The sequence below is a fragment of the Methylophilus sp. 3sh_L genome (assembly GCF_046766015.1).
GTDB lineage: Bacteria > Pseudomonadota > Gammaproteobacteria > Burkholderiales > Methylophilaceae > Methylophilus.
The window spans coordinates 71,757-93,293 of sequence record NZ_JBKOUF010000007.1; the positions used below are offsets into that span (position 1 = coordinate 71,757).

General features: G+C 51.2%; 19 protein-coding genes. 8 read left to right on the plus strand and 11 right to left on the minus strand.

Features of this window, described 5'->3' with window-relative positions; all coding sequences use genetic code 11:
- The first annotated feature begins 49 nt into the window (after positions 1 to 49).
- Together ACIDF8_RS12570 and ACIDF8_RS12575 are read left to right on the plus strand one after the other, a co-directional pair.
- Complete coding sequence (locus ACIDF8_RS12570; RefSeq protein ID WP_412010960.1) at positions 50 to 1,180, plus strand: AI-2E family transporter; 1,131 nt, start codon at positions 50 to 52, stop codon at positions 1,178 to 1,180.
- Between the two features lie 20 nt (positions 1,181 to 1,200).
- On the plus strand, positions 1,201 to 1,806 hold the full coding sequence (locus ACIDF8_RS12575; protein ID WP_412010961.1) for an HdaA/DnaA family protein: 606 nt from the start codon (positions 1,201 to 1,203) through the stop codon (positions 1,804 to 1,806).
- A gap of 32 nt (positions 1,807 to 1,838) precedes the next feature.
- Here ACIDF8_RS12575 and ACIDF8_RS12580 read toward each other — a convergent pair whose 3' ends face one another.
- Positions 1,839 to 2,999 (minus strand): diguanylate cyclase domain-containing protein, encoded by a 1,161-nt coding sequence (locus tag ACIDF8_RS12580; RefSeq protein WP_412010962.1) that lies wholly within the window; start codon positions 2,997 to 2,999, stop codon positions 1,839 to 1,841.
- 118 nt (positions 3,000 to 3,117) lie between these two features.
- Here ACIDF8_RS12580 and ACIDF8_RS12585 point away from each other — a divergent pair, with 118 nt between their 5' ends.
- Entirely contained in the window at positions 3,118 to 4,749 is a 1,632-nt protein-coding gene (locus ACIDF8_RS12585; protein WP_412010963.1) for an NAD(P)/FAD-dependent oxidoreductase, read from the plus strand.
- 32 nt (positions 4,750 to 4,781) lie between these two features.
- Here ACIDF8_RS12585 and cyoD read toward each other — a convergent pair whose 3' ends face one another.
- From cyoD to ACIDF8_RS12625, 8 genes are all read right to left on the minus strand, one after another.
- Entirely contained in the window at positions 4,782 to 5,171 is a 390-nt protein-coding gene (cyoD, locus tag ACIDF8_RS12590; RefSeq protein WP_412010964.1) for a cytochrome o ubiquinol oxidase subunit IV, read from the minus strand.
- Positions 5,171 to 5,782, minus strand: a complete 612-nt coding sequence (cyoC, locus tag ACIDF8_RS12595) for a cytochrome o ubiquinol oxidase subunit III (protein WP_412010965.1) — start codon at positions 5,780 to 5,782, stop codon at positions 5,171 to 5,173. Before cyoC ends, cyoD begins: the two co-directional genes overlap by 1 nt.
- On the minus strand, positions 5,779 to 7,815 hold the full coding sequence (cyoB, locus tag ACIDF8_RS12600; RefSeq protein ID WP_412010966.1) for a cytochrome o ubiquinol oxidase subunit I: 2,037 nt from the start codon (positions 7,813 to 7,815) through the stop codon (positions 5,779 to 5,781). The genes cyoC and cyoB overlap by 4 nt, the downstream gene beginning before the upstream one ends.
- Positions 7,816 to 7,819: 4 nt before the next feature.
- Positions 7,820 to 8,761, minus strand: coding sequence for a ubiquinol oxidase subunit II (gene cyoA, locus ACIDF8_RS12605; RefSeq protein ID WP_412010967.1), 942 nt, complete (start codon positions 8,759 to 8,761; stop codon positions 7,820 to 7,822).
- A gap of 257 nt (positions 8,762 to 9,018) precedes the next feature.
- Positions 9,019 to 10,584 (minus strand): alkyl hydroperoxide reductase subunit F, encoded by a 1,566-nt coding sequence (ahpF, locus tag ACIDF8_RS12610; RefSeq protein ID WP_412010968.1) that lies wholly within the window; start codon positions 10,582 to 10,584, stop codon positions 9,019 to 9,021.
- 189 nt (positions 10,585 to 10,773) lie between these two features.
- Positions 10,774 to 11,337 carry an alkyl hydroperoxide reductase subunit C gene (ahpC, locus tag ACIDF8_RS12615; RefSeq protein WP_313986261.1) on the minus strand — a complete coding sequence of 188 codons (564 nt, stop codon included), beginning with the start codon at positions 11,335 to 11,337 and terminating at the stop codon, positions 10,774 to 10,776.
- A 154-nt stretch (positions 11,338 to 11,491) separates the two neighbouring features.
- Positions 11,492 to 12,298: a thiosulfate oxidation carrier complex protein SoxZ gene (soxZ, locus tag ACIDF8_RS12620; RefSeq protein ID WP_412010969.1), complete on the minus strand. Its 807-nt coding sequence runs from the start codon at positions 12,296 to 12,298 to the stop codon at positions 11,492 to 11,494.
- A 9-nt stretch (positions 12,299 to 12,307) separates the two neighbouring features.
- Complete coding sequence (locus ACIDF8_RS12625) at positions 12,308 to 13,888, minus strand: M48 family metalloprotease (protein WP_412010970.1); 1,581 nt, start codon at positions 13,886 to 13,888, stop codon at positions 12,308 to 12,310.
- Between the two features lie 90 nt (positions 13,889 to 13,978).
- On the opposite strand from ACIDF8_RS12625, the gene moaC reads away from it, so the two are divergent.
- Positions 13,979 to 14,476: a cyclic pyranopterin monophosphate synthase MoaC gene (gene moaC / locus ACIDF8_RS12630; RefSeq protein WP_412010971.1), complete on the plus strand. Its 498-nt coding sequence runs from the start codon at positions 13,979 to 13,981 to the stop codon at positions 14,474 to 14,476.
- Between the two features lie 706 nt (positions 14,477 to 15,182).
- Here moaC and ACIDF8_RS12635 read toward each other — a convergent pair.
- Positions 15,183 to 16,193: an NAD(P)/FAD-dependent oxidoreductase gene (locus ACIDF8_RS12635; RefSeq protein WP_412010972.1), complete on the minus strand. Its 1,011-nt coding sequence runs from the start codon at positions 16,191 to 16,193 to the stop codon at positions 15,183 to 15,185.
- A 62-nt stretch (positions 16,194 to 16,255) separates the two neighbouring features.
- A complete protein-coding gene (locus ACIDF8_RS12640; protein WP_412010973.1) occupies positions 16,256 to 18,232 on the minus strand; it encodes a cation:proton antiporter in 1,977 nt (658 codons plus the stop codon).
- Between the two features lie 224 nt (positions 18,233 to 18,456).
- Here ACIDF8_RS12640 and ACIDF8_RS12645 point away from each other — a divergent pair, with 224 nt between their 5' ends.
- The 4 genes from ACIDF8_RS12645 to lptB are packed head-to-tail and all read left to right on the plus strand — an operon-like array spanning position 18,457 to position 21,535.
- Complete coding sequence (locus tag ACIDF8_RS12645) at positions 18,457 to 19,458, plus strand: KpsF/GutQ family sugar-phosphate isomerase (RefSeq protein ID WP_412010974.1); 1,002 nt, start codon at positions 18,457 to 18,459, stop codon at positions 19,456 to 19,458.
- A gap of 23 nt (positions 19,459 to 19,481) precedes the next feature.
- Positions 19,482 to 20,114 carry an LPS export ABC transporter periplasmic protein LptC gene (gene lptC / locus ACIDF8_RS12650; RefSeq protein WP_412010975.1) on the plus strand — a complete coding sequence of 211 codons (633 nt, stop codon included), beginning with the start codon at positions 19,482 to 19,484 and terminating at the stop codon, positions 20,112 to 20,114.
- Positions 20,115 to 20,129: 15 nt separating this feature from the next.
- Positions 20,130 to 20,780 carry a lipopolysaccharide transport periplasmic protein LptA gene (gene lptA, locus ACIDF8_RS12655; RefSeq protein ID WP_412010976.1) on the plus strand — a complete coding sequence of 217 codons (651 nt, stop codon included), beginning with the start codon at positions 20,130 to 20,132 and terminating at the stop codon, positions 20,778 to 20,780.
- A gap of 17 nt (positions 20,781 to 20,797) precedes the next feature.
- Positions 20,798 to 21,535: an LPS export ABC transporter ATP-binding protein gene (gene lptB, locus ACIDF8_RS12660; RefSeq protein WP_412010977.1), complete on the plus strand. Its 738-nt coding sequence runs from the start codon at positions 20,798 to 20,800 to the stop codon at positions 21,533 to 21,535.
- Positions 21,536 to 21,537: the final 2 nt, after the last annotated feature.

The window sequence follows — 21,537 nt, forward strand, 5'->3', positions numbered from 1 at the left end:
GCATCTTGCCAGTTCGACCTATGCCGGATTCGCGGATGTGTCTCTACCCATGTCTGACCACGACCATCACAAGTCTATTGCCACCCAGTTTGTCAGTGACCACCGCTGGTGGATTGTGACCGGCATTTTCATCTACCTGTTTTACCTGCTGGAGCCCATCCTCACGCCTTTTTTGGCCGCTGCGGTGATTGCCTACATGCTAGACCCCATGGTAGATAAATTAAGTGAGGCAGGCATAGGCCGCTGGAAGTTTGGCCGCACAGTTGCCACCTTACTGGTGATGACAGGTGTGATCCTGGCCGTGATCGGTTTACTGCTCATCTTGATCCCGCTATTACAACAACAATCCCTATTGATCGCCCAACGCTTGCCAGTCTTGCTCGACCATTTTCACCAGCAGGTTGAACCCTGGCTGCGCGCCCGGTTTGGCATACACCTGGACATTGACAGCAATGTGGTGCAAAAGTTGATCAGTGAGCACTGGCAAACCGCAGGCAGCATGCTGGGAAGCGTATTACTGAGTGCCGGACAAAAAGGCCTTAACCTGATCGGCATGTTTGCCAATATTTGCCTGTTACCTGTGGTGCTGTTTTACTTTCTGCGTGACTGGGACGATATGGTGGCCGAAACGGGGAACCTGATTCCGCGCAACTGGATAGGCCGTGTGAAAACCATTTGCAAGGACATAGACAGCGTGGTGGCAGAATTCTTGCGCGGCCAACTCTCAGTCATGCTCTCGCTCTGCGTGTTTTACAGTGTAGGCTTGTGGTTGGTCGGGCTGGATATGGCGCTGTCTATCGGGATGATTGCCGGCTTATTGAGCTTTGTCCCTTACCTGGGCTTTGCCCTGGCTTTTGTGATGGCAGTCTTGCTCGCCCTGTTACAGTTTGCCTCGCTACCAGAAGTCTTCCCGGTGTTGCTGGTGTTTGGCGTTGGCCAATTTGTAGAAAGCTTTTTACTCACACCGATCCTGGTGGGGGACCGCATCGGTTTGCATCCAGTCATCGTTATCCTGGCATTAATGGCAGGCGGGCAACTGTTTGGGTTTGCCGGCGTATTGCTGGCTTTGCCTGTGAGCGCCGCGATTGCCGTGGGCCTACGCCATACTAAACAAAGCTATTTGCGTAGTGAGACCTACCTGAATAGTGAACCCAACCTGATCCAGACCCTGGATGAGTAAGCCCGGACGATAGACTTGCTGTGAAACAACTGCTACTGAATATCCAGCCGCCGGCTGCGCCCGGCTTCGACAACTTTATCCCCGGGCAAAATCAAGAAGTACTGGCTAGCCTGCATGCCGTGCTGGACGGACAAGCGCCGACTCGTTTTATTTACCTGTGGGGTGAAGCTGGCAGCGGCAAAAGCCATTTATTACTCGCTGCGCAAGCGTTGGGGGCGCACATTGCCGATGATGTGCACCTGCTGGATGAGGAGTCACAAATTATCTTGTTTGACACCTTTAACCAGATCAAGGCTGAGGGCGGCATCCTGGTGACGGCTGGCAGCCATGCACCTACACAAATGGGCTTGCGCGATGACCTCGCAACCCGGCTGGCGTGGGGTTTGGTCTATCAGTTACATCCCTTGAGTGACAGTGAGAAAGCCGAAGCCCTGCGCGCACATGCCAACGAACGTGGCATGAAGTTACCCGAAGAGGTGATCGCCTACTGCTTACGCTATTTACGCCGGGATTTGCCTACGCTGATGGCCGTATTGGAGGCACTGGATAAATGGTCATTGACCACTAAAAAGCCGGTCACAGTCGCCCTGCTCAAAAAAATGCGCCAATTGCAGCCTGACGCCTAAATCAAGCTGCAGCTAAATCACCTAAGGGTAGCTTAGGCGCCAAAGCTATAGCGGTTCTTGCCATTTTTCTTAGAGTCATACATGGCTTTATCCGCCACATGTAATAACTGCTTCACGTTTTTGCCATGGTGTGGAAATTCTGCAATGCCAATACTCACCCCTATTTCCAGCGGTATCCCGCGCACCACCACAGGTTGCGTAAACAAATGAATCAGGCGCTGGGCCAATTGCGTCAACTCCAGGCGATATAAATAATGACTTACCACCAGCACAAACTCATCGCCACCCTGGCGCGCCAGAAAATCTGATTGCCTGAGTACTTTTTTAAACATATTCGCCACTTCAATCAGCAAGGCATCCCCCACATCATGCCCATAGGCATCATTCACCCGCTTGAATCCATCCAAATCCATAAAAAAAACGGCAAATTGCTTGGAGCCTATCCTGGCCATATCGTAGGTATTTTCCAGATACATATTCACGCTACGGCGATTTGGCAGGCCAGTCAGCAAATCGTGATCCGCCTGGTGACTGAGTTGTTTCGCCACGGCCTGATTTTCCATCACCTGCTCCAGCAGCAGGGTGGTACTACGATAAGAAAATACCAGGACGCTGATAATGACAATACTTAAAATAATCGCCACTGTCACCGACGCGAGGATGCGGTTACGGATCGCTTGTTCAAACCCCTGGCGTTGAATCATCAACTGCTCATCAATCTGGGCCAGATGTCCATCAATCAGTTTCATCAATTCACGCCCGCGGTCTCTGCTTAATGAAAGGTGGGGCGCATATTCACCAGCATGCATTTGCACCTGCACACTTTTATCCATGGCAGTAAATTTTTGTTGCACCAGCTGCTTAATTTTAGAAAGCAAAGGGTGGGCAGCCGAAGACTTATTCAGGTCATGTTCCAATAACGAAATTTCCTTCATGGCTTCAGCTTGCCCTTGCTCCAACGCATCCAGGAACAGGGTATGCCCGGTGAGTAAATAACCGCGCTGCCCATTCTCGGCATTCGTGATCGCCTTGCTCAGCGCCACCACCTGATAGCGCTGCCTATCGACCAAATCTTTCTGCTCGGAGTAATCGACCAGCTGATACATGGCAACAAACAGCCCCCCCATTGAGATGCACAACAATGCAGCCGCAATGATTAATGGGATAAGTATTCGTTGCTTGTAGTTAAACATACACCATTGATATCGTCACAATTTCACAGTTTTTTTAGGGAAAATTGCCAACTGATTCATGATAAAGCCTTGCCAAGTATAATAAAATAGCCTTTTGATAGATAACCACTATCCCATTATGCTCAGAATCACAGAAATTAAACTCCCAATTGAGCTTGCAGATACGCTCAAACACCAAGACGACCAGATCAAGGCCGCATTACTCAGGCGCCTTGAAATTCCCGAAAGCGAATTGATCCGCTTTGAAATCTTTAAACGCGGCGTGGATGCACGCAAGTCCCATGCAATTCTTTATGTGTACAACCTGGATGTAGAAGTCAAAAACGAAGCCAAGCTATTGGCACGCTTTAAAAAAGACCCGCACATCAAACCAGCCCCCGACACCAGCTACCATTTTGTCGCGCGTCAAGCAGCGGTCAACGTCCACCGACCCGTCGTGATCGGCTTTGGACCGGCGGGTATTTTTGCCGCCCTTATCCTTGCCCAGGCTGGATTCAATCCGATTGTGCTCGAACGTGGCAAAGAAGTCCGTAAACGGACCAAGGATACCTGGGGGCTGTGGCGCAAACGCACATTGAACCCTGAGTCCAATGTGCAATTTGGCGAAGGCGGTGCGGGCACGTTTTCAGACGGCAAACTCTACAGTCAGATCAAAGATCCCAAGCATTACGGCCGCAAAGTCTTGCAGGAATTCGTTAATGCCGGGGCGCCAGAAGAAATTCTTTACGTCAGCCATCCTCACATCGGGACGTTCCGCTTGGTCGGCATGGTGGAGGAAATGCGTAACACCATCATCAGCCTGGGCGGTGAGATTCGCTTTGAAAGCCGGGTAACCGACATTGCCATCGAAAACAACCAGGTGCAGGGCGTTACGCTACAGAGTGGTGAATTTATCCCGACCAACCATGTGGTACTCGCTGTAGGCCATAGCGCGCGCGACACCTTTGAAATGGTGCATGAAAAAGGCATTTATGTGGAGGCCAAACCGTTCTCGATCGGCTTCAGGATTGAGCACCCGCAAAGCCTGATAGACCGTGCCCGCTATGGTAAAAGTTACAGCGATGACATTCTTAAAAAACTGGGCGCGGCGGATTACAGGCTGGTCCATCACGCACAAAATGGCCGCAGTGTGTATAGCTTTTGCATGTGTCCAGGCGGCACCGTGGTCGCCGCCACCTCTGAGCCAAACCGTGTGGTTACCAATGGCATGAGCCAATATAGCCGCAACGAGCGCAATGCCAATGCCGGGATTGTGGTCGGCATCACACCAGAGGTGGATTATCCAGGCCACCCACTGGCTGGCGTCGAATTCCAGCGCCAGCTGGAAAGCCAGGCCTATGTGCTGGGGGGCAGCAACTATTCCGCCCCCGGCCAATTGATTGGCGACTTTCTCGCTAACCGGCCCTCCACACAATTCGGCGAAGTACAACCTTCATACACCCCCGGCGTCCATTTAACCAATCTAGATACCGCACTGCCCGAATTCGCTATTACCGCCATGCGCGAAGCGATTCCGGCCTTTGCCAAACAGGTGCCAGGGTTTGACCTTGCAGATGGCGTATTGACTGGTGTAGAAACCCGCACCTCCAGCCCCATCCGCATCAAACGCGACGACGACACGCTGCAAAGTATCAATACCAAAGGCTTGTACCCTTGCGGCGAAGGCGCGGGTTATGCGGGGGGGATTTTGTCGGCGGCGGTGGATGGCATTAAAGTGGCAGAAGCCGTTTCAATCGCCATGACTCGTTAGTGATCAGCACGCATTTCACATGCGTGCTGACCTCATTTCTCCGGCATCTGCATGTGCGCATGATGGAGGTGTGGTGGCACGTGATCAGTCATGCGCATGTGCAGGCTATACATAATCCAAACCGAGCCCGCCACAAAAATCGCCATAATCAATACGGTGAACAACAAGGACATGACATTCCAGCGCTCAGAAGCAGAGCGGTCTAAATGCAAAAAGAAGTGTAAATGCACAACCATCTGCACAATCGCTGCCAGTGTCACACCAACCAAGAGTCCTGATTGCGGCAACAAGCCGTTCATGACGAGCGCAAACGGCACCGCTGTCAGTACAAGCGCCAATACAAATCCAGTCACATAGCCTCGAATAGTCCCGTGATAGGGCACTTCATCGTGCCCGGCATGCTGTTGTATTTCTGTCTGCATCAAATGACCCCCATCAGATAAACAATGCTAAAGACGCCAATCCAAACAATATCCAGGAAATGCCAGAACAGGCTTAGGCGCACCAGTCTAGAACGCACTGGCGTATTCAGCCCACGGGTAGCAACTTGTGCCATCATGACGGCAATCCAGATCAAGCCGAAACTGACGTGTGCACCGTGGGTACCCACCAGCGTAAAAAAGGCTGATAGAAAACCACTCCGTGAAGGCCCATGCCCGGCCATCACCAGATGATGAAACTCATTGACTTCCATGCCGATAAATCCGAGACCCAGCAAAAATGTCAGCCCCAACCAAAGAATCACTTTCTGTACCTGATTCTTTTGCATATTGAGCATGGCTAAACCATACGTCACACTACTAACCAGCAATACCATGGTTTCAGCAAACACATAAGGCAGCTCAAATAAGGTTTTGCCACTGGGGCCGCCGGCAAAACTTTGACTTTGTACGGCAAAAGTCGCAAACAATGCCGCAAACAAGACACAATCGGTCATGATATACAGCCAAAAACCGAAAATAGTATTGCCAACAGGATCATGCCCGGCATGACCATGTGTGTGCATCACTTGGGTTGAATGTTGTACGCTCATGGTTGCACCTGATAATGAAAGACTTGAGAAGAATCGGAAGACTGGGTGCTTAATTCTGTCAACTGGCGATAGCGCGCGTCCTCAATTTTTTTCACTTCGGCGGCCGGAACGTAGTAATCCACGTCGGTATCAGAAGCACGCACAATGACACTCACCACTAAACCAATGGCACCGACCAAGGCTAGCCACCAGATCTGCCAGATCATGGCAAAACCGAAAATAAACGCCAAGATGCCCATGACAAAACCAATCGCGGTATTTTTTGGCATATGAATATCTTCATACGGTTGCGAGCGCTGATATGCCATCCCCTTCTCCTTCATATCAGTCCAGGCATCAAGGTCCGCTACTGTAGGAATCACTGCGAAATTATAGAAAGGGGGTGGCGATGACATAGCCCACTCCAAGGTATGGCCGTTCCATGGATCACCACTAGCATCGCGCAGCGCAGCCCGATTTTTATAGCTGACCACCAATTGAATGACCTGCATGGCTATGCCAGCGAAGACAAACACGGTACCGACCAGCGCGACCATGAGCAAGGGATGCCATTCAGGATTGATGTAGTGTTCCAGGCGACGGGGCATCCCCATCAGGCCTAAGGCATACAATGGCATGAAAGCCAAACCGAAACCGAGTGTCCAGGCCCAGAAGGCTCGCTTGCCCCAAACCTCATCAAGCTTGTAGCCAAACATTTTAGGAAACCAGTAGGTAAAGCCCGCAAAATAACCAAACAAAGCCCCTGGAATCAGCATGTTATGGAAGTGCGCAACCAGGAACAGGCTGTTATGCAACACGAAGTCGGCGGGTGGTACGGCAAGTAGCACCCCCGTCATGCCGCCGATACTGAAATAAACGATAAACGCCAACGCCCACAACATGGGAGAGGTGATTTGCACCCGCCCGCGGTACATCGTGAACAACCAGTTAAAAATCTTCACGCCAGTGGGCACCGCAATAATCATGGTGGCGATCCCAAAGACAGCATTGACATCGCCGCCTTCACCCATGGTAAAGAAGTGATGCAACCATACTGAGAAAGAGAGCACACCAATCGCCGCAGTGGCATACACCATGGATTTATAGCCAAACAGCCGTTTTTGCGAATAGGCAGACACGACTTCAGAGAACATGCCAAAGGCCGGCAAGATCACAATGTAGACCTCAGGATGGCCCCATATCCAGAACAGATTGGGGTACATCATCATATTACCCCCCAGACTGTTAGTGAAAAAGTGCATATCCAGGTAGCGGTCCAGGCTCAACAATGCCAAGGTCACGGTCAGTACCGGAAAAGACAACATGATCAGCACATTCGTCACCAGTATCGTCCAGGTAAACACCGGCATCCGCATCAACGTCATCCCGGGCGCACGCATCTTAAGAATGGTGACAAAGAAATTAATCCCCGTGACCATGGTGCCGATCCCTCCAATCTGAATACTCCAAATCCAGTAATCGACGCCTACACCCGGGCTGTAATCCATCTCTGACAGTGGCGGATAGCCAGTCCAACCTGCTTTGGAAAACTCCCCGACGGCTAACGACAACATGATCAACATGGCACTGACCGCGGTCAGCCAAAAACTCACCGAGTTCAGGAAAGGGAAAGCCACATCCCGCGCACCAATCTGCTGTGGCACAACCACATTCATCAAACCGATAAAAAAGGGCATTGCCACAAAAATAATCATGATGGTGCCATGGGCACTGAAAATCTGGTCATAGTGTTCTGGTGGCAAATAGCCATAAGAAGAGCCCACGGCCATGGCTTGCTGGATGCGCATCATGATGGCATCGGCAAAGCCCCGCATCAGCATAATGCCGGCGAGCACAATGTACATGATCCCAATGCGCTTATGATCCACACTGGTGAACCATTCACGCCACAAATACCCCCACTTACCCTGAACAGTGATCCATGCCAGGATCATCAGGCCGATCAGGGCGGAGACGCCAACCGCCCCCATGATGATAGGATTGTCATAGGGAATTGCAGAAAGCGTCAGCTTTCCAAACAGCTCTGTTTCCAAGGTATTACTCCCGAGAATGCGAAATTTTTGTAGCGTGCGGCGCAGCAGAAGCCAGTTGCTGAGGGCTAATGCGCTGGCGGCATAAAGCAGACTGCCCCATTGAAGGCATGTCAGGCATGTACTTCATCAGGACACTATCGAAGAGACCAGGCGTGATCTGGCTAAAATACTGCACCGGCGTATGATGGCTAGGGGTCTCTAGACTTTTAAAATGTTGATTATCCAGTGGCGTACTGGACTGACGCACCTTGCTCACCCAAGTGTTAAACCCTTCTGTATCTGTGGCAATCGTATCAAAATGCATGCCTGAAAAACCATCGCCGCTAAACTGGGAGTTCAAGCCTTGAAACACGCCAATTCTGCTGGCTTGTAAATGCAATTTGGTTTCCATCCCGGCCATGGCATAAATTTGGCTGCCAAGCTGCGGAATAAAGAAAGAAGTCATGACCGAGTCTGAGGTAATCCGGAAACTGACAGGCACATTTGCAGGCACCACCAACTGGTTAACAGAGGCCACCCCCAACTCAGGATAAATAAATAGCCACTTCCAATCCATGGAAACGGCTTCCACATGCAGGGGTTTCACGGTTGACGCAAGTGGCTGATACGGATCGAGCCGATGTGAATAGTCCCACACCAGTGCGCTTAGTATGGTCACAATCACGGCCGGCACCAGCCAAACCACGGCTTCAATCTTGAAAGAGTGCGCCCATTTAGGGGAGAAATCAGCTGACTGATTAGAGGCCCTGTACTTCCAGGCAAACATGATCGCCATCACGATGACCGGGATGACCACCGTTAACATGAGCGCAAACGCAATCATGATTAATCTTTTTTCATCTGCTGCCACCGGTCCTGCGGGATCTAAAAGCACCCAGGGTGAGCAACTGGACAGACACTCTACAGCATGTTGGGGAAGAATTTCACTCAACGGGATTTCCTGCATATCGCAACTTCCTTAACTAACTTGCGCCACATCAAACCTGTGACTAGGTGAGAAATGACAGTGGCCGGCATGAATGTCACCGCCCATTCCTCATGAACCTTTTGAGTTCTTGCAAGTATGCTAAATAAATTGTCTTACATTGACCTTGCAGGCTTAACGATTAAACGCCTTCCGACAAAAAATGACGCCCTCTGTCTTTGGAATTAACCCAAAGACAGAGGGCGATGCAAACGTACTTTACTACAGTTAATGATGCATTATTGGCGAATCAGGTAATCAAACGCGCCCAGTGCTGCATTTGACCCTTCCCCCATCGCAATGATGATCTGCTTATAGGGAATCGTCGTCACATCCCCTGCCGCAAATACACCAGGCAACGAGGTGGCATTGTGGTGGTTAATTTCAATTTCACCATATTTGCTCAGGTCCAGGGTGCCTTTCAACCAGTCACTGTTGGGCACCAGGCCAATCTGGATAAACACGCCTTCCAATGCCACATGCTTGCTTTCACCAGAAACACGGTCTGTATAGGTCAAGCCGTTCACACGTGTGCCGTCACCAGTGATTTCTGTGGTTTGGGCACTGGTCAAGATCGTCACATTTTCCAGTGAACGCAATTTGCGCTGCAAAACCGCATCAGCTTTCAGCTCAGTATCAAACTGCAGCAAGGTGACATGTCCGACCACACCTGCGAGGTCAATCGCCGCTTCCACACCGGAGTTACCGCCACCGATCACCGCGACATGCTTGCCTTTAAACAACGGACCGTCGCAGTGGGGGCAATAAGCCACGCCTTTGTTTTTATACTCGCTCTCACCAGGCACATTGAGGTTTTTCCAACGTGCACCGGTCGCCAGAATCACTGACTTACTACGCAGAGTCGCACCACTTTCAAGCTTCACCTCAATCAATCCAGCATGCTTGTTGTCGGTTTTAGCGGGCTCAGCCAAACCAACCGCACGTTGCAAAGAGATGATATCCACATCATAGGCTTTGACGTGTTCTTCCAACGCAGCCACCAGCTTGGGCCCTTCCGTTTCTTTCACAGAAATAAAGTTTTCAATCGCCAGGGTATCGTTGACCTGCCCCCCAAAACGCTCAGCGACAATACCCGTGCGTATGCCTTTACGGGCCGCATAAATTGCGGCTGAAGCACCCGCCGGGCCACCACCCACCACCAGCACATCAAACGCTTCTTTGGCATTGAGTTTTTCGGCTTCTTTGGCCACTGCGCCAGTATCCACTTTGGCCAGAATTTCTTCGACCAGCATACGGCCGGAAGCAAACATCTCGCCATTGAGGAAAGTCGCAGGCACCGCCATAATGTTGCGCTCGTTGACTTCGTCCTGAAACAGCGCGCCGTCAATCACGGTGGTCTGGATGCGTGGGTTGAACACGGTCATCAGCGTAGTTGCCTGCACGACATCCGGGCAGTTATGGCAAGACAAGCTCATATAGACTTCAAAATTCAAATCGCTATCCAGCGCCTTGATCTGGTCAAGTACATCCTGTTCAACCTTAGGCGGATGGCCACCGGTCCACAATAAGGCCAGCACCAAGGAGGTGAATTCATGGCCTAATGGAATCGCCGCAAAGCGCACACCATGGGTTTCGCCTTCTTTAGCAATCACGAATGAAGGTTTGCGTGCATCATTGCCGCTCTCATCCAAGGTGACTTTGTCGGACAGTGCAGCAATTTCCTGCAGCAATTCACGCATTTCTGCTGCACGCTCGCTGCCATCCAGCGAAGCGATCAAGCGGATAGGCTGGCGCAACATGCCCAGGTAGGTTTGTAACTGGGTCTTTAAGGTGTCATCTAACATATTCATTCTCCAAAATCACGGCTGGTGCATTTCTTCAGGCAACAACAAGCCGTGGCCATCACGCATGGCAATCAAAAATGGTTGGGGGAAACTCGCTCAGGAAAAACCACAGTGACAACACATCCACTCAGTGACCTTTCCTGAGCGCCCTGCTTGCGCAGGGCGTTGCTCATACCAATCTCAACGAGATTAGATCTTGCCTACCAAGTCCAAAGATGGCGTCAAGGTTTTTGCACCTTCGTTCCACTTGGCTGGGCACACCTGGCCTGGGTTAGCAGCGGTGTATTGCGCAGCCTTCAATTTGCGCAGTGTTTCTTTCACATCACGGGCGATTTCGTTGCTGTGAACTTCAACAGTCTTGATCACGCCGTCTGGGTTGATCACGAACGTACCGCGCAGAGCCAAACCTTCTTCATCAATATGCACGTCAAAAGCACGTGTCAATTGGTGCGTTGGGTCACCCACCAGTGGGAATTTTGCCTTGCCAACTGCAGGTGAAGTCTCGTGCCAAACCTTGTGGGAGAAGTGGGTATCGGTGGTCACGATGTACACTTCAGCACCAGCCTTCTGGAATTCTGCGTAGTTGTCAGCCGCATCTTCAACTTCTGTTGGGCAGTTGAAAGTGAATGCTGCCGGCATGAAAATCAACACAGACCATTTGCCTTTCAAAGACTCTTCAGTCACCTCGATAAATTTACCGTTGTGGAATGCCTGGGCCTTGAATGGTTGTACTTGTGTGTTAATCAATGACATTTAGTTCTCCTTTATGATTTAGAACATGGGTTAATTAAACAGGGCTAATTAAAAATTAGCTGTGTCTCAACAGCGAATGTATGCATTTTAGACATACAAAATTAATATGTAAAATTGATTATTTTAATTTTATTAATAAATTATTTTTATCAAACTATGTAGTAACCGTGACTTGCCCATGTCCCTCAAGGCCACGGTTATCCTGCCAGTTTACCGTAATCACATCACCAATCCGGGCATCCTGGAGGTAAAAGGTGAAATAAGGATTACGCGAAATCGCGGTACCTGTCTGGGCATCGACAATGACCTGCCCATTCATCACCACTTGCATCAGTTGCATAAAATGCGCGGGCATTAACTGGCCGTCCTCGTTTTTGCTACGACCCGTACGCATGGGATGCACAATAATGATTTTAAGTTCAGTGACATTGCTACCCAGCGGGCTGCTCTCCAGCATGCGCGCACGCATTTTCATGCTGCTGGCGAACGGCTCTTCACGTTCGCTGCTGGCACAACCGTCTTCCAGCACAATCACCTGGCGCCGTTGCTGCACAAACTGGCCACTCACCTGCTCTGCCAAGGCGATCACCTCGCCGGATTGCGCAAGCTTGACGCGCGTCACCAGCCTGGGCAACACTTGCTTGCCCAGCTCAAAACTCGCAATCAACGGTGTAGGGTTGGCATCGGCCAGCAACCGCAGGCTACGCAACTTGCCAGCAGCCTCTGTGCTACTGAGCTCGATTTGCACCACGGCGCCGTTTTCAGCCTTTTGTGGCGCGTCAATATTGAGGTCGCTGTTGACAGGCACGGCGCTGGCCTTGAGCGCCGCCAACACTTGTGCCGTTTGCTTGGCCTCAAAAGCTGAAGCAAACCAGGTAGCCGCCTGCAGTTTACGGGCCACCAGCCAGAATGGCAGCATCGCCACCATCAGACTGTGCTTTATCCAGTCACGCCTTTGCATGTCGCCCTCCTAATCATTTTTATCATCACCCTGCTCCAGTTTGAGTTGCAATCTAAGCGCTTTCAATCTTGCCTCAACTTTGGATTGCAGGTAAAAATCGCCATCTTTGGCTTTGCTGGCAATTTCAAACTGTTCAATCGCACGCGGCAAGTCATATTTACGCACATAGGACTCTCCCAGTGCCTGATGCCGCAACATCTGCTTATCCTGGCCTTGATAAGCGTCGGCCAACCATCCATAGAGCTTGGGGTCCTCGGGAAAGGTCTCCAACGCTTTTTGGATAAAACTCACTGCAGATGCCCACTGGTTACTGCGGATGAGTAACTCAGCCTCCCCTTGCGCCAACGCCCGATGTTGCGGGTATTGCTGCACGCCTTGCATAAACCGGCTTTGTGCTTGCGCGATCTGCCCCAGCTTGGCCAAGGTCAGCCCTTGCAGCGTCACCAGGTAGGGATTAGACATGCCATGCTTTACCAGCCAGTCAATTTCGGTTTGTGCTTTTTGTGGCTGGTTTACGCGCAACCACGCATAAGCCAAGCCATAATGCTCAGCCAGCTCGTTCTGAAAGCGGCCTTCACTGATGTTGTTCTGAAATTCTTCTACCATTTGTTGCGGCGCTCCTTGAAAAGCGCGGATTTTTGCACGCATCAAAAAAAACGCCAGACTCTCATTGACCTGTTTGTAAGGCAGGTTTTGCACACGGTTGCCAATATCGGCAATCCGCTCACTGGTAAGTGGGTGGGTGCGCAAGTAACTGGGCATATTGCCATCTGAAAAACGGGTCGCCCGCTGCATAGTGGTAAAGAACGCAGGCATGGCGCGCACATCAAAGCCGGCATCCTGCAAAATGGTCAAACCCACCCGGTCAGCCTCCCGCTCATGCTCACGCGTATAATCCAGCTGCTTTTGTATCCCCGCCGCTGACACTGCCGTCATCGCGCCCATGCCCACTTGCGGATTGGAGCGGGCCACCAGCAAGGCCAACGCCGTCGCCGCAATATTCTTGAACAGGTCGTATTTTTGCGATGCCAGCATACGCGCCAAGTGATGCTGGGTCACATGGCCAATCTCGTGCCCGAGCACACTCGCCAGTTCAGATTCACTATTGGCTACCATAAACAAACCGGTATGCACACCAATCACGCCACCAGGCATGGCAAACGCGTTAATCGACTTATCCTGCACTACAAAAAAATAAAATTTTTGCTCGCGGTCGGGGCTGCTGGCACCCAAGCGTGTGCCCAACGCCTGCAAATAATCGGTCACCTCGGCATCATCAAACACATCTGCGTCGGTGGCGACTTGTTTTAGAATCTGGTGCGCGATTTTCTCTTCATCACGCAAGGACAATACGGTTTGTGAAGCGTCACCCAACTCTGGCAGCTGATTTGACGAGTCCGCTGGCAAAGTCAGGTCCAGGTCCGTCGGCTCATACGGTTTACCAGAAAAAATACCCGTCGCGTTATTCGCAAACAATTGCGACTCAGGCACGATCAACAGCGCGCACAGAAACAATCCACGCAACAGCAGCGCGCCACCTGCACGCAGCTTGGCCGGTTGAAACGCCGTGTTATATGGTTTAAAACGCATGTACCCTGTGCTAAAGACCCAAACTTGTTATGATAACGACTTCACTGCCCGAGTTCATCCTTTTTCACTAGCGCTAAGTTAAGAACACCCATGTCAACTGCCAACAACGGACTCACCCACTTTAACGCCCAAGGCCAGGCCCATATGGTCGATATCGGTGACAAAGCTCACACCAAACGCATCGCCATCGCTGAAGGCCAGATTGAAATGCAAGCGGCCACCCTGCAAACCATCCTGCAAGGCAACGCTAAAAAAGGCGATGTACTCGGCATCGCCCGTATTGCAGCGATCCAGGCCAGCAAAAAAACCAGCGACCTGATTCCGCTCTGCCACCCGCTTAGCCTAAGCCGTGTAGATGTCAGTTTTATGGCGGATGAAACGCAACACAGTATTACTTGCCGTGTGCAATGTGAGACCACTGGGCAGACCGGCGTGGAGATGGAAGCGTTAACTGCAGTTCAAGTTGGTCTGCTGACAATTTATGATATGTGCAAGGCTATTGATAGAGGTATGACCATCCAAGGTGTGAGAGTGCTGGAAAAGCATGGCGGGAAGAGTGGGGATTGGGTTGCGGCGAAGGCCGTATAAGGCTTTCCCATCCTTTCATGTATTCACGAATCCATCCCCCACTTCGTCTGTGCTACTCGGCGTGATGGGATGAGACTCATCTCGCCTAACTCACACTGGTAAATTTTGAACCGTTCAAAAAAATAATTCTTTTGTTAAATCCAATAATGCTGGCACTCGCACGGTTTTCTGGGTCCCCATCTGCCGCGCCGAGTAGCGCAGGCAAAATAAGATCAAGCGAGCGGCTGTTCGAATCCCGCGGTGGCCTGCGGTGTGTGCAGGCCGCTAGGATGAGTTCTGCGAGCGCTTATTTTGATGAGCAACGCAGGAAACAAGCGGAAGCTGGGGTGCACTTTCTTTTGGTTACTTTATCTTTGGGCAAACAAAGAAAAGTAACTCGCCGAGAGGCGAAAAAGAACATCACAAACAGTAATTAATCATCCGCGTGGGCATAAATGCCCACCCTACAACGGGAAAATGCATATCACTCTTATTTTGCAGAAGCGCAAGGAGAAGAGACTAGGCCGACGCTATACCTGCATCGCAATCATTCAAAGTCATATCATATTGACTATGGTTTCTTTGGAAGCAAGTGGAAAATCACACAAGTAGCGCTTGGAAAGCCAGAGGAATGGCTTATGTTCAGTGATCACATGCCCCTACTATTTGAGATATCCCAGTAAACTAAAGCAACAATTGCTAAATCAGCTTTTTCAATTCCTCTGTCTCAAGCCAACAACGCAGCAATTCGGCGCGCGCATTCTGGCGCCATGGTCACGCCATAGCGGAAATGCCCGGTATTCAAATACAGATTTTCAATATTCGGATGGCGGCCTATGGTTGGGATATTGTGCGGCGTGCCAGGACGCAATCCACTCCAGTGTTTGATCACGGGCTGTCCGCGCAAGGCTGGTAGCATGGCTTCGGCTTTTTGCAGCATTTCCTGACGCATGCTGTCAGTCACCCCGGTATCAAAACCGACATCCTCTAGGCTGCTCCCAGCCAGCAAGTGACCATCGCGGCGTTGCAGCATGTAAAACCCTTCGCGGTAAATAATGTGCGGCAGCAGGCCAGGGGGCATCTGGTACAACAGCATTTGTCCGCGCATGGGCTTGATCTCGAGACTGAGGGCCGTTTGCTTGAGCAGTTCAAAACTCCAAGCACCTGAGGTGACGACAAAATAATCCGCCGACAAGGTTTCGCCTGCGGTGGTTTGCCAGGTTTGGATGGTTGAAGCGCCTTCTTGCAAGGGCATGAGCTGGGTTTGTTCGCGCAGAGTGACGCCATGCTTGATCAGCCAGGCTTTGAGGGATTGCAGCAAGCGCGGATTACGGATTTGCACCACTTCCGGAATCAGCAAATCATCGCCTTGCATTTTGGTTTGCACCCCAAAGCGCTGACACCAGGCCTGGGCTTGTTGCAGGTCGAAGGGTGACTGAATCAACATGCCGCTACGGGTACATTCGGGGTCTATGCCGGTTTCAGCAAAGAGCTCGGCACTCACCCCGGGATAAGCACGTGCGCCGGCCAGCGCCAACTCGTTGACAACATCCTGGTAAAACCAGGGCAATAGTGGAAAAGCGATGCCAGCCCCGGCCCACGAAGACTCGCCTGAGGTTTGGGCCGCGACGATATTGCGCTCAACCAGCGTGACGGTGTGTCCTTGTTTGATCAACTGCATGGCAGTGAGGCAGCCAACTATGCCGCCCCCCACCACAACCACGGAAGTATTTGCCATAACGCGATGTATTGATGAAGAAAAGCCTGATGCCTCTGCGAGGACATCAGGCCGGTATTGTCTTACGGTTTGCGGCCGGAAATCAAATAGACTTCCATGGCGATCAGGGCAGCGTTACTGCCGAGCAAGACCAGAATATCGCCTTCGGTGAGGATAATATCCGGGCGTGGCGCAATCGGCTCTGGCATATTCAGGCGCCGCAATTGTTTGACCTCAACCGCAAAGTCTTCAAACGGGATGTGATCAAGGCGCAAGCCATGTGCATAAAAGTTTTTATACATTTCAACCGAGTGTAGTTGCGGCAAGGCGGCGGTAGCGGTGTCTGCATCACTTACCCCGCGGAAATAGCCTTTAAACATCTTGTAGCGTTCTTCGCGGAATAAACGGATGCGTTTGACCACACGGTTGAGCGGAATCCCCAGCGTTACCAGCGCATGTGAGGCCAGCATTAGGCTGCCTTCCAGAATTTCTGGCACGACTTCAGCGGCACCGGCATCGCGCAATATATCCATTTCACTGTCATCATGCGTGCGCACAATCACAGGCAGCATGGGATATTTTTCCTGGATCACATGCAATACTTTCATGGTGGCACGGGTTTCGGCATAGCTCACAATCACCGCTTTGGCGCGACCCAGGCCAGCAGCCTCAAGGACAGAGCGACGCCCCGCATCCCCATAAATCACATTTTCGCCAGCCGCCGCCGCTTCTTGCACGCGGCTTGCATCCATATCCAGGGCAACATAAGGAATGTTTTCTTCACGCAAAAACCGGCCTAAATACTGGCCGCTACGGCCATAGCCGCAGATAATCACATGGTCACGCAAGTCCAAGCTATGTTCCTGGATGGTTTCCACCACCTTGTAACTGTTTCGCGTGTAGCTTTTGACCAGTTTGCGGGCAATACGCCCGTTATACTGGATAATAAATGGCGCTACCAACATCGAAAGCACAGCGACAGACAGCACCAGCTGTAGCGACTCGCCATCAATCAAGTGCGTTTGCAAGCCAAGCGCCAGCACCACAAAACTGAACTCACCCGCCTGCCCAAGAATAATACCCGTACGGACACCGACACCCATCTCGAAGCCATAAAACTTGGTCAGCAAGGCAATCAAGCCGATTTTAAATACCAGGAACAACGCTAACAGGAACACAATCAGTACGATATGATCAACCAGCACCGACACGTTTAATAACATGCCTACGCTGATAAAAAACAGGCCCAGCAATATATCGCGGAAAGGCGCAATATCCGACTCCACCTGGTAGCGGTACTTGGTCTCGGAAATCAACATGCCTGCGACAAACGCACCCAGCGCAAACGATAAGCCCACGTAATTGGTCGCGGCAGCCATTAGCAAGGTCACCATCAACACATTCAACACGAACAACTCGCGTGAGCGCTGTTTTGCCACCAACTCAAACCAGAAGTTGAGCATATTTTTACCAAACTTGAACAGTAAAAACAGCAGGACGGATGACTTGACCAGTGTGAGCCCCAGCACATCCAGCCAGTTATCACTATGGGCGCCTAGTGTCTGGATCAACACCAAAATAGGGATCACCGCCAGATCCTGGAACAGCAACACACCAATACTCAGTCGGCCATGCCTGGAGTTAAGGTCGACGCGCTCCATCAGAATTTTGGACACAATCGCCGTCGAAGACATGGTGATGGCGGCGCCAATAATAAAAGCGGAAGTCAAGCTAAGGCCGGCCATTTTGCCCAGCACCAAGCTAGCGAGCAAGGTCAGCACCACTTGTCCGCCACCCAGCCCGAACAGGGTTTTACGCATGGCGTATAGCTTAGGCAAACTAAATTCCAAGCCTATGCTAAACATCAAAAACACAATCCCGAACTCGGCGACCTGCCGGCCAGACTCCTCGTCTTCCAGCAAGCCCAGTGCGTGTGGCCCCAACACGATGCCGATCATGAAATAGGCAAGCATGGCAGGCAGGCCGAGGATGCGGAATAAACCCACGGCAAAGACTGAACTGGTCAGCAGTAATAAAAGATGTATCAGGGAATCAAACATGCAAAGCTCTAAAGCGTTTATACCAAACTGGCCAAACAGGCGTTTGACCGCAATCAGCCTGTGCTGAAAGGTTAATGTCTATTATGAAACGCAATTGTTTCAGGATGATGCATCCTGCCACAAATCTTTGTTTTATGCAAAAAATGTGCCTAGTAGTAAAAAAACCGTAAAAAAAGAGTCTTTTACTTTATCGTGAGGCAACTCGCTTGTTATACTAACCCGCCATGATGACAGCAAATTCCGGCATCCATCTTGTTAAAACACCAGACATCGTGACTCGCGCACGAGGGGTGTTGGTGCACGAAGCCGATGAAATCAGGCAATTGGCAGACCGGATAGGCAGTGCATTTGAAGCCGCGGTGCATATGATTTTGGCTTGCAAGGGACGGGTGGTCGTCACGGGCATGGGCAAATCAGGCCATATTGGTGGCAAAATTGCAGCCACTCTAGCTAGCACCGGCACCCCGGCTTTTTTCATGCATCCGGCGGAAGCTAGCCATGGTGATCTAGGCATGATTACCGCAGAAGATGTCGTGATCGCACTGTCCAACTCCGGCGAAAGTGATGAAATCATTAATATTTTGCCGGCCATTCGCCGTATTGGCGCCCGCGTATTGAGCATTACCGGCAGTGAAGCGTCTACGCTGTCACGCGAATCGGAAGTGCATTTGAGTGCAGCCGTAAGCCATGAGGCTTGTCCGCTCGGCTTGGCCCCAACGGCCAGCACCACGGCCGCCTTGGCGCTTGGTGATGCCTTAGCACTTTGCGTGCTGGACTTGCGCGAGTTTACTGCAGAAGACTTCGCCCGCTCGCACCCTGGTGGCAGCTTGGGCAGACGATTGCTGGTGCGGATTAAAGATGTGATGCGCACCGGCGCAGCGGTCCCTCAGATTGCTGAACAAGCCTCCATTCAGGAAGCCATTACGCAAATTTCGCTTAAAGGCATGGGTTTTACAGCGATTGTGGATCATGCGCAACGCCCTATTGGCATTTTCACCGATGGTGATTTGCGGCGGCTGTTTATGCAAGGCAATACACAACCTGATTCACCAATCCATACCGTGATGAACAGAACACCGCATTTACTGGAAACCAGTCAGATGGCGGTTGAAGCAGTCAACATGATGGAGCAACACAAAATCAATGGCTTTTTGGCGGTAGATACAGAGGGGCGATTGGTAGGGGCTTTCAATATGCATGATCTATTGAAAGCCAAGGTTGTCTAGCATAGAAAGTTCTCAACTCAAGCATGCTTAAACACCCTATTTTATTGCCGATTGCGCTCATGCTACTGCTGGCGCTGCTGACCTTCTGGATTAACCAGAATGTGCAGGAAGAAGCATTGAAAATGAGCAAGCTCAATCGCCAGGCACCCGATTATATGCTCTACAACTTTGTCAGCACACGTACAGATGCCGCCGGCAACACCAAATATGTGCTGGCCGCTGCAAAAATGCGTCATTTCCCAGTGAATGACTATACCGAGCTGCAACGACCCCGCTTTACCCAGTTTGGGCTGGACAAACCTTATACGCAAATTTATGGTCAGCGTGGACAGGTATCAGCCAATGGTAAACTGGTGGAATTTAGCAAGCAGGTCAAGGTGATCCGCCAAGCATCAGTAACCAAGCCGGAAACAGAGATGCAAACCGAACAACTTTGGATGGAGCCGGATACCGAAGTGGCCCATACAGACCAGCCCGTGGTAATCCGACAAAAACCGGCAACCGTCATTACTGGGACGGGGATGCGCTTTGATAACAGAGCCGATACCATGCAGCTATTTAACCGGGTACACGTTCATTACGAACGTCCACCCGCAGTGAATCGTTCGGCAAGCCCTGTCCAGGCAACGGATACAGAACGCGCCAATGAGCGTTGATGATGGAGAAATGAGTTGAACACGCAGAAGTCTTTATTTTTAGTGACATGCATACACGTATGGCTGCTATTTTCCCTCCCAGCCACTGCGCTGGCTGAAGAGTCTGACCGCGACCAACCGATAGAACTGGAAGCAGATACCGTCACCGTGAACGATGCCAAAAAAATCAGCATCTATACTGGTAATGTGATCCTGAATCAGGGTACCTTGCAAATCAAGGCCGACAAAATGATCGTACGTGAGGACCAGGACGGCTTTCAGCACAGCACCTGTACTGGCAATCCAACCACCTTCAAGCAAAAACGCACCGGTAAAGACGAGTGGATGCAAGGCAGTGGTCAACGCATTGAATACAATGCCCGCATGGATAAGGTACAACTGTATACCAATGCCTGGGTTAAACGCGGCGAAGACATTGTGAATGGCGACTACATCAGCTATGACGCCAATGCCGAGTATGCGGAGGTCATTGGCGGCACTAAAGCCAACCCGAACGGTACAGCCGGTAGCCGCGTTAAGGCCACGATCCAGCCTAAAAACAAAACCACGCCACCAGTGATTGACAACAAACCCACCTCGCAGCAAGGGTTGCGCATGAATCGCTCACTGCAACTCAAGGTGGAACCTGCACCCGCTGAAAGCACCAGCGAACAAGGTAAAGAGTAAGCTTAAAGATGGAAACCATGGCGTTAGCAGAGCAAAACCATTTGCAGGTCAACCACCTGAAAAAAACCTACCTGGGCCGTACCGTCGTCAAAAATACGACGCTTGAGTTACGTAGCGGCGAAGTGATTGGCCTGCTTGGCCCCAATGGTGCGGGCAAGACCACCAGCTTTTACATGATTGTCGGCCTGGTCGCGCTGGATGAGGGCAACATCACCCTCAATGGCACCGATGTTAGCCGCGCGCCCATGCATGAACGTGCGCGTATGGGCCTCGCTTACCTGCCACAGGAAGCCTCGATTTTCCGCAAGCTCAGCGTGACCGACAACATCCTCTCCATTCTGGAGACGCGCCCCTACACAGAAGAGGAGCGTGAGGCCAAGTTGGAGTCGTTGCTGGATCAATTACATATCCAGCACATCCGCAATAGCCAGGCAGTCAGCTTATCAGGGGGGGAGCGTCGGCGCGTTGAAATTGCACGCTGCCTCGCTACTGACCCTAAATTTATTTTGCTTGATGAACCGTTCGCCGGGATTGACCCGATTGCCGTGATTGAAATCCAGAAAATCATCCGCTACCTGAGCAGCCAAAATATTGGTATTTTAATTACAGACCACAATGTCCGCGAGACGTTGGACATCTGTGATCGCGCATACATCGTCAACGAAGGCGCTGTGTTTGCGGCAGGGACCCCTGATGAAATCATTCAGAACGAGGGTGTACGTGAAGTCTATCTGGGCAAGAATTTTAGGCTGTAATC

Coding starts and splice junctions, on each gene's coding strand:
- ACIDF8_RS12570 (WP_412010960.1), top strand. CDS start 50: ATGTCTGACCACGACCATCACAAGTCTATTGCCACCCAGTTTGTCAGT.
- ACIDF8_RS12580 (WP_412010962.1), bottom strand. CDS start 2,999: ATGTTTAACTACAAGCAACGAATACTTATCCCATTAATCATTGCGGCT.
- ACIDF8_RS12585 (WP_412010963.1), top strand. CDS start 3,118: ATGCTCAGAATCACAGAAATTAAACTCCCAATTGAGCTTGCAGATACG.
- cyoD (WP_412010964.1), bottom strand. CDS start 5,171: ATGCAGACAGAAATACAACAGCATGCCGGGCACGATGAAGTGCCCTAT.
- cyoC (WP_412010965.1), bottom strand. CDS start 5,782: ATGAGCGTACAACATTCAACCCAAGTGATGCACACACATGGTCATGCC.
- cyoA (WP_412010967.1), bottom strand. CDS start 8,761: ATGCAGGAAATCCCGTTGAGTGAAATTCTTCCCCAACATGCTGTAGAG.
- ahpF (WP_412010968.1), bottom strand. CDS start 10,584: ATGTTAGATGACACCTTAAAGACCCAGTTACAAACCTACCTGGGCATG.
- ahpC (WP_313986261.1), bottom strand. CDS start 11,337: ATGTCATTGATTAACACACAAGTACAACCATTCAAGGCCCAGGCATTC.
- soxZ (WP_412010969.1), bottom strand. CDS start 12,298: ATGCAAAGGCGTGACTGGATAAAGCACAGTCTGATGGTGGCGATGCTG.
- ACIDF8_RS12625 (WP_412010970.1), bottom strand. CDS start 13,888: ATGCGTTTTAAACCATATAACACGGCGTTTCAACCGGCCAAGCTGCGT.
- moaC (WP_412010971.1), top strand. CDS start 13,979: ATGTCAACTGCCAACAACGGACTCACCCACTTTAACGCCCAAGGCCAG.
- ACIDF8_RS12635 (WP_412010972.1), bottom strand. CDS start 16,193: ATGGCAAATACTTCCGTGGTTGTGGTGGGGGGCGGCATAGTTGGCTGC.
- ACIDF8_RS12640 (WP_412010973.1), bottom strand. CDS start 18,232: ATGTTTGATTCCCTGATACATCTTTTATTACTGCTGACCAGTTCAGTC.
- ACIDF8_RS12645 (WP_412010974.1), top strand. CDS start 18,457: ATGATGACAGCAAATTCCGGCATCCATCTTGTTAAAACACCAGACATC.
- lptC (WP_412010975.1), top strand. CDS start 19,482: ATGCTTAAACACCCTATTTTATTGCCGATTGCGCTCATGCTACTGCTG.
- lptB (WP_412010977.1), top strand. CDS start 20,798: ATGGCGTTAGCAGAGCAAAACCATTTGCAGGTCAACCACCTGAAAAAA.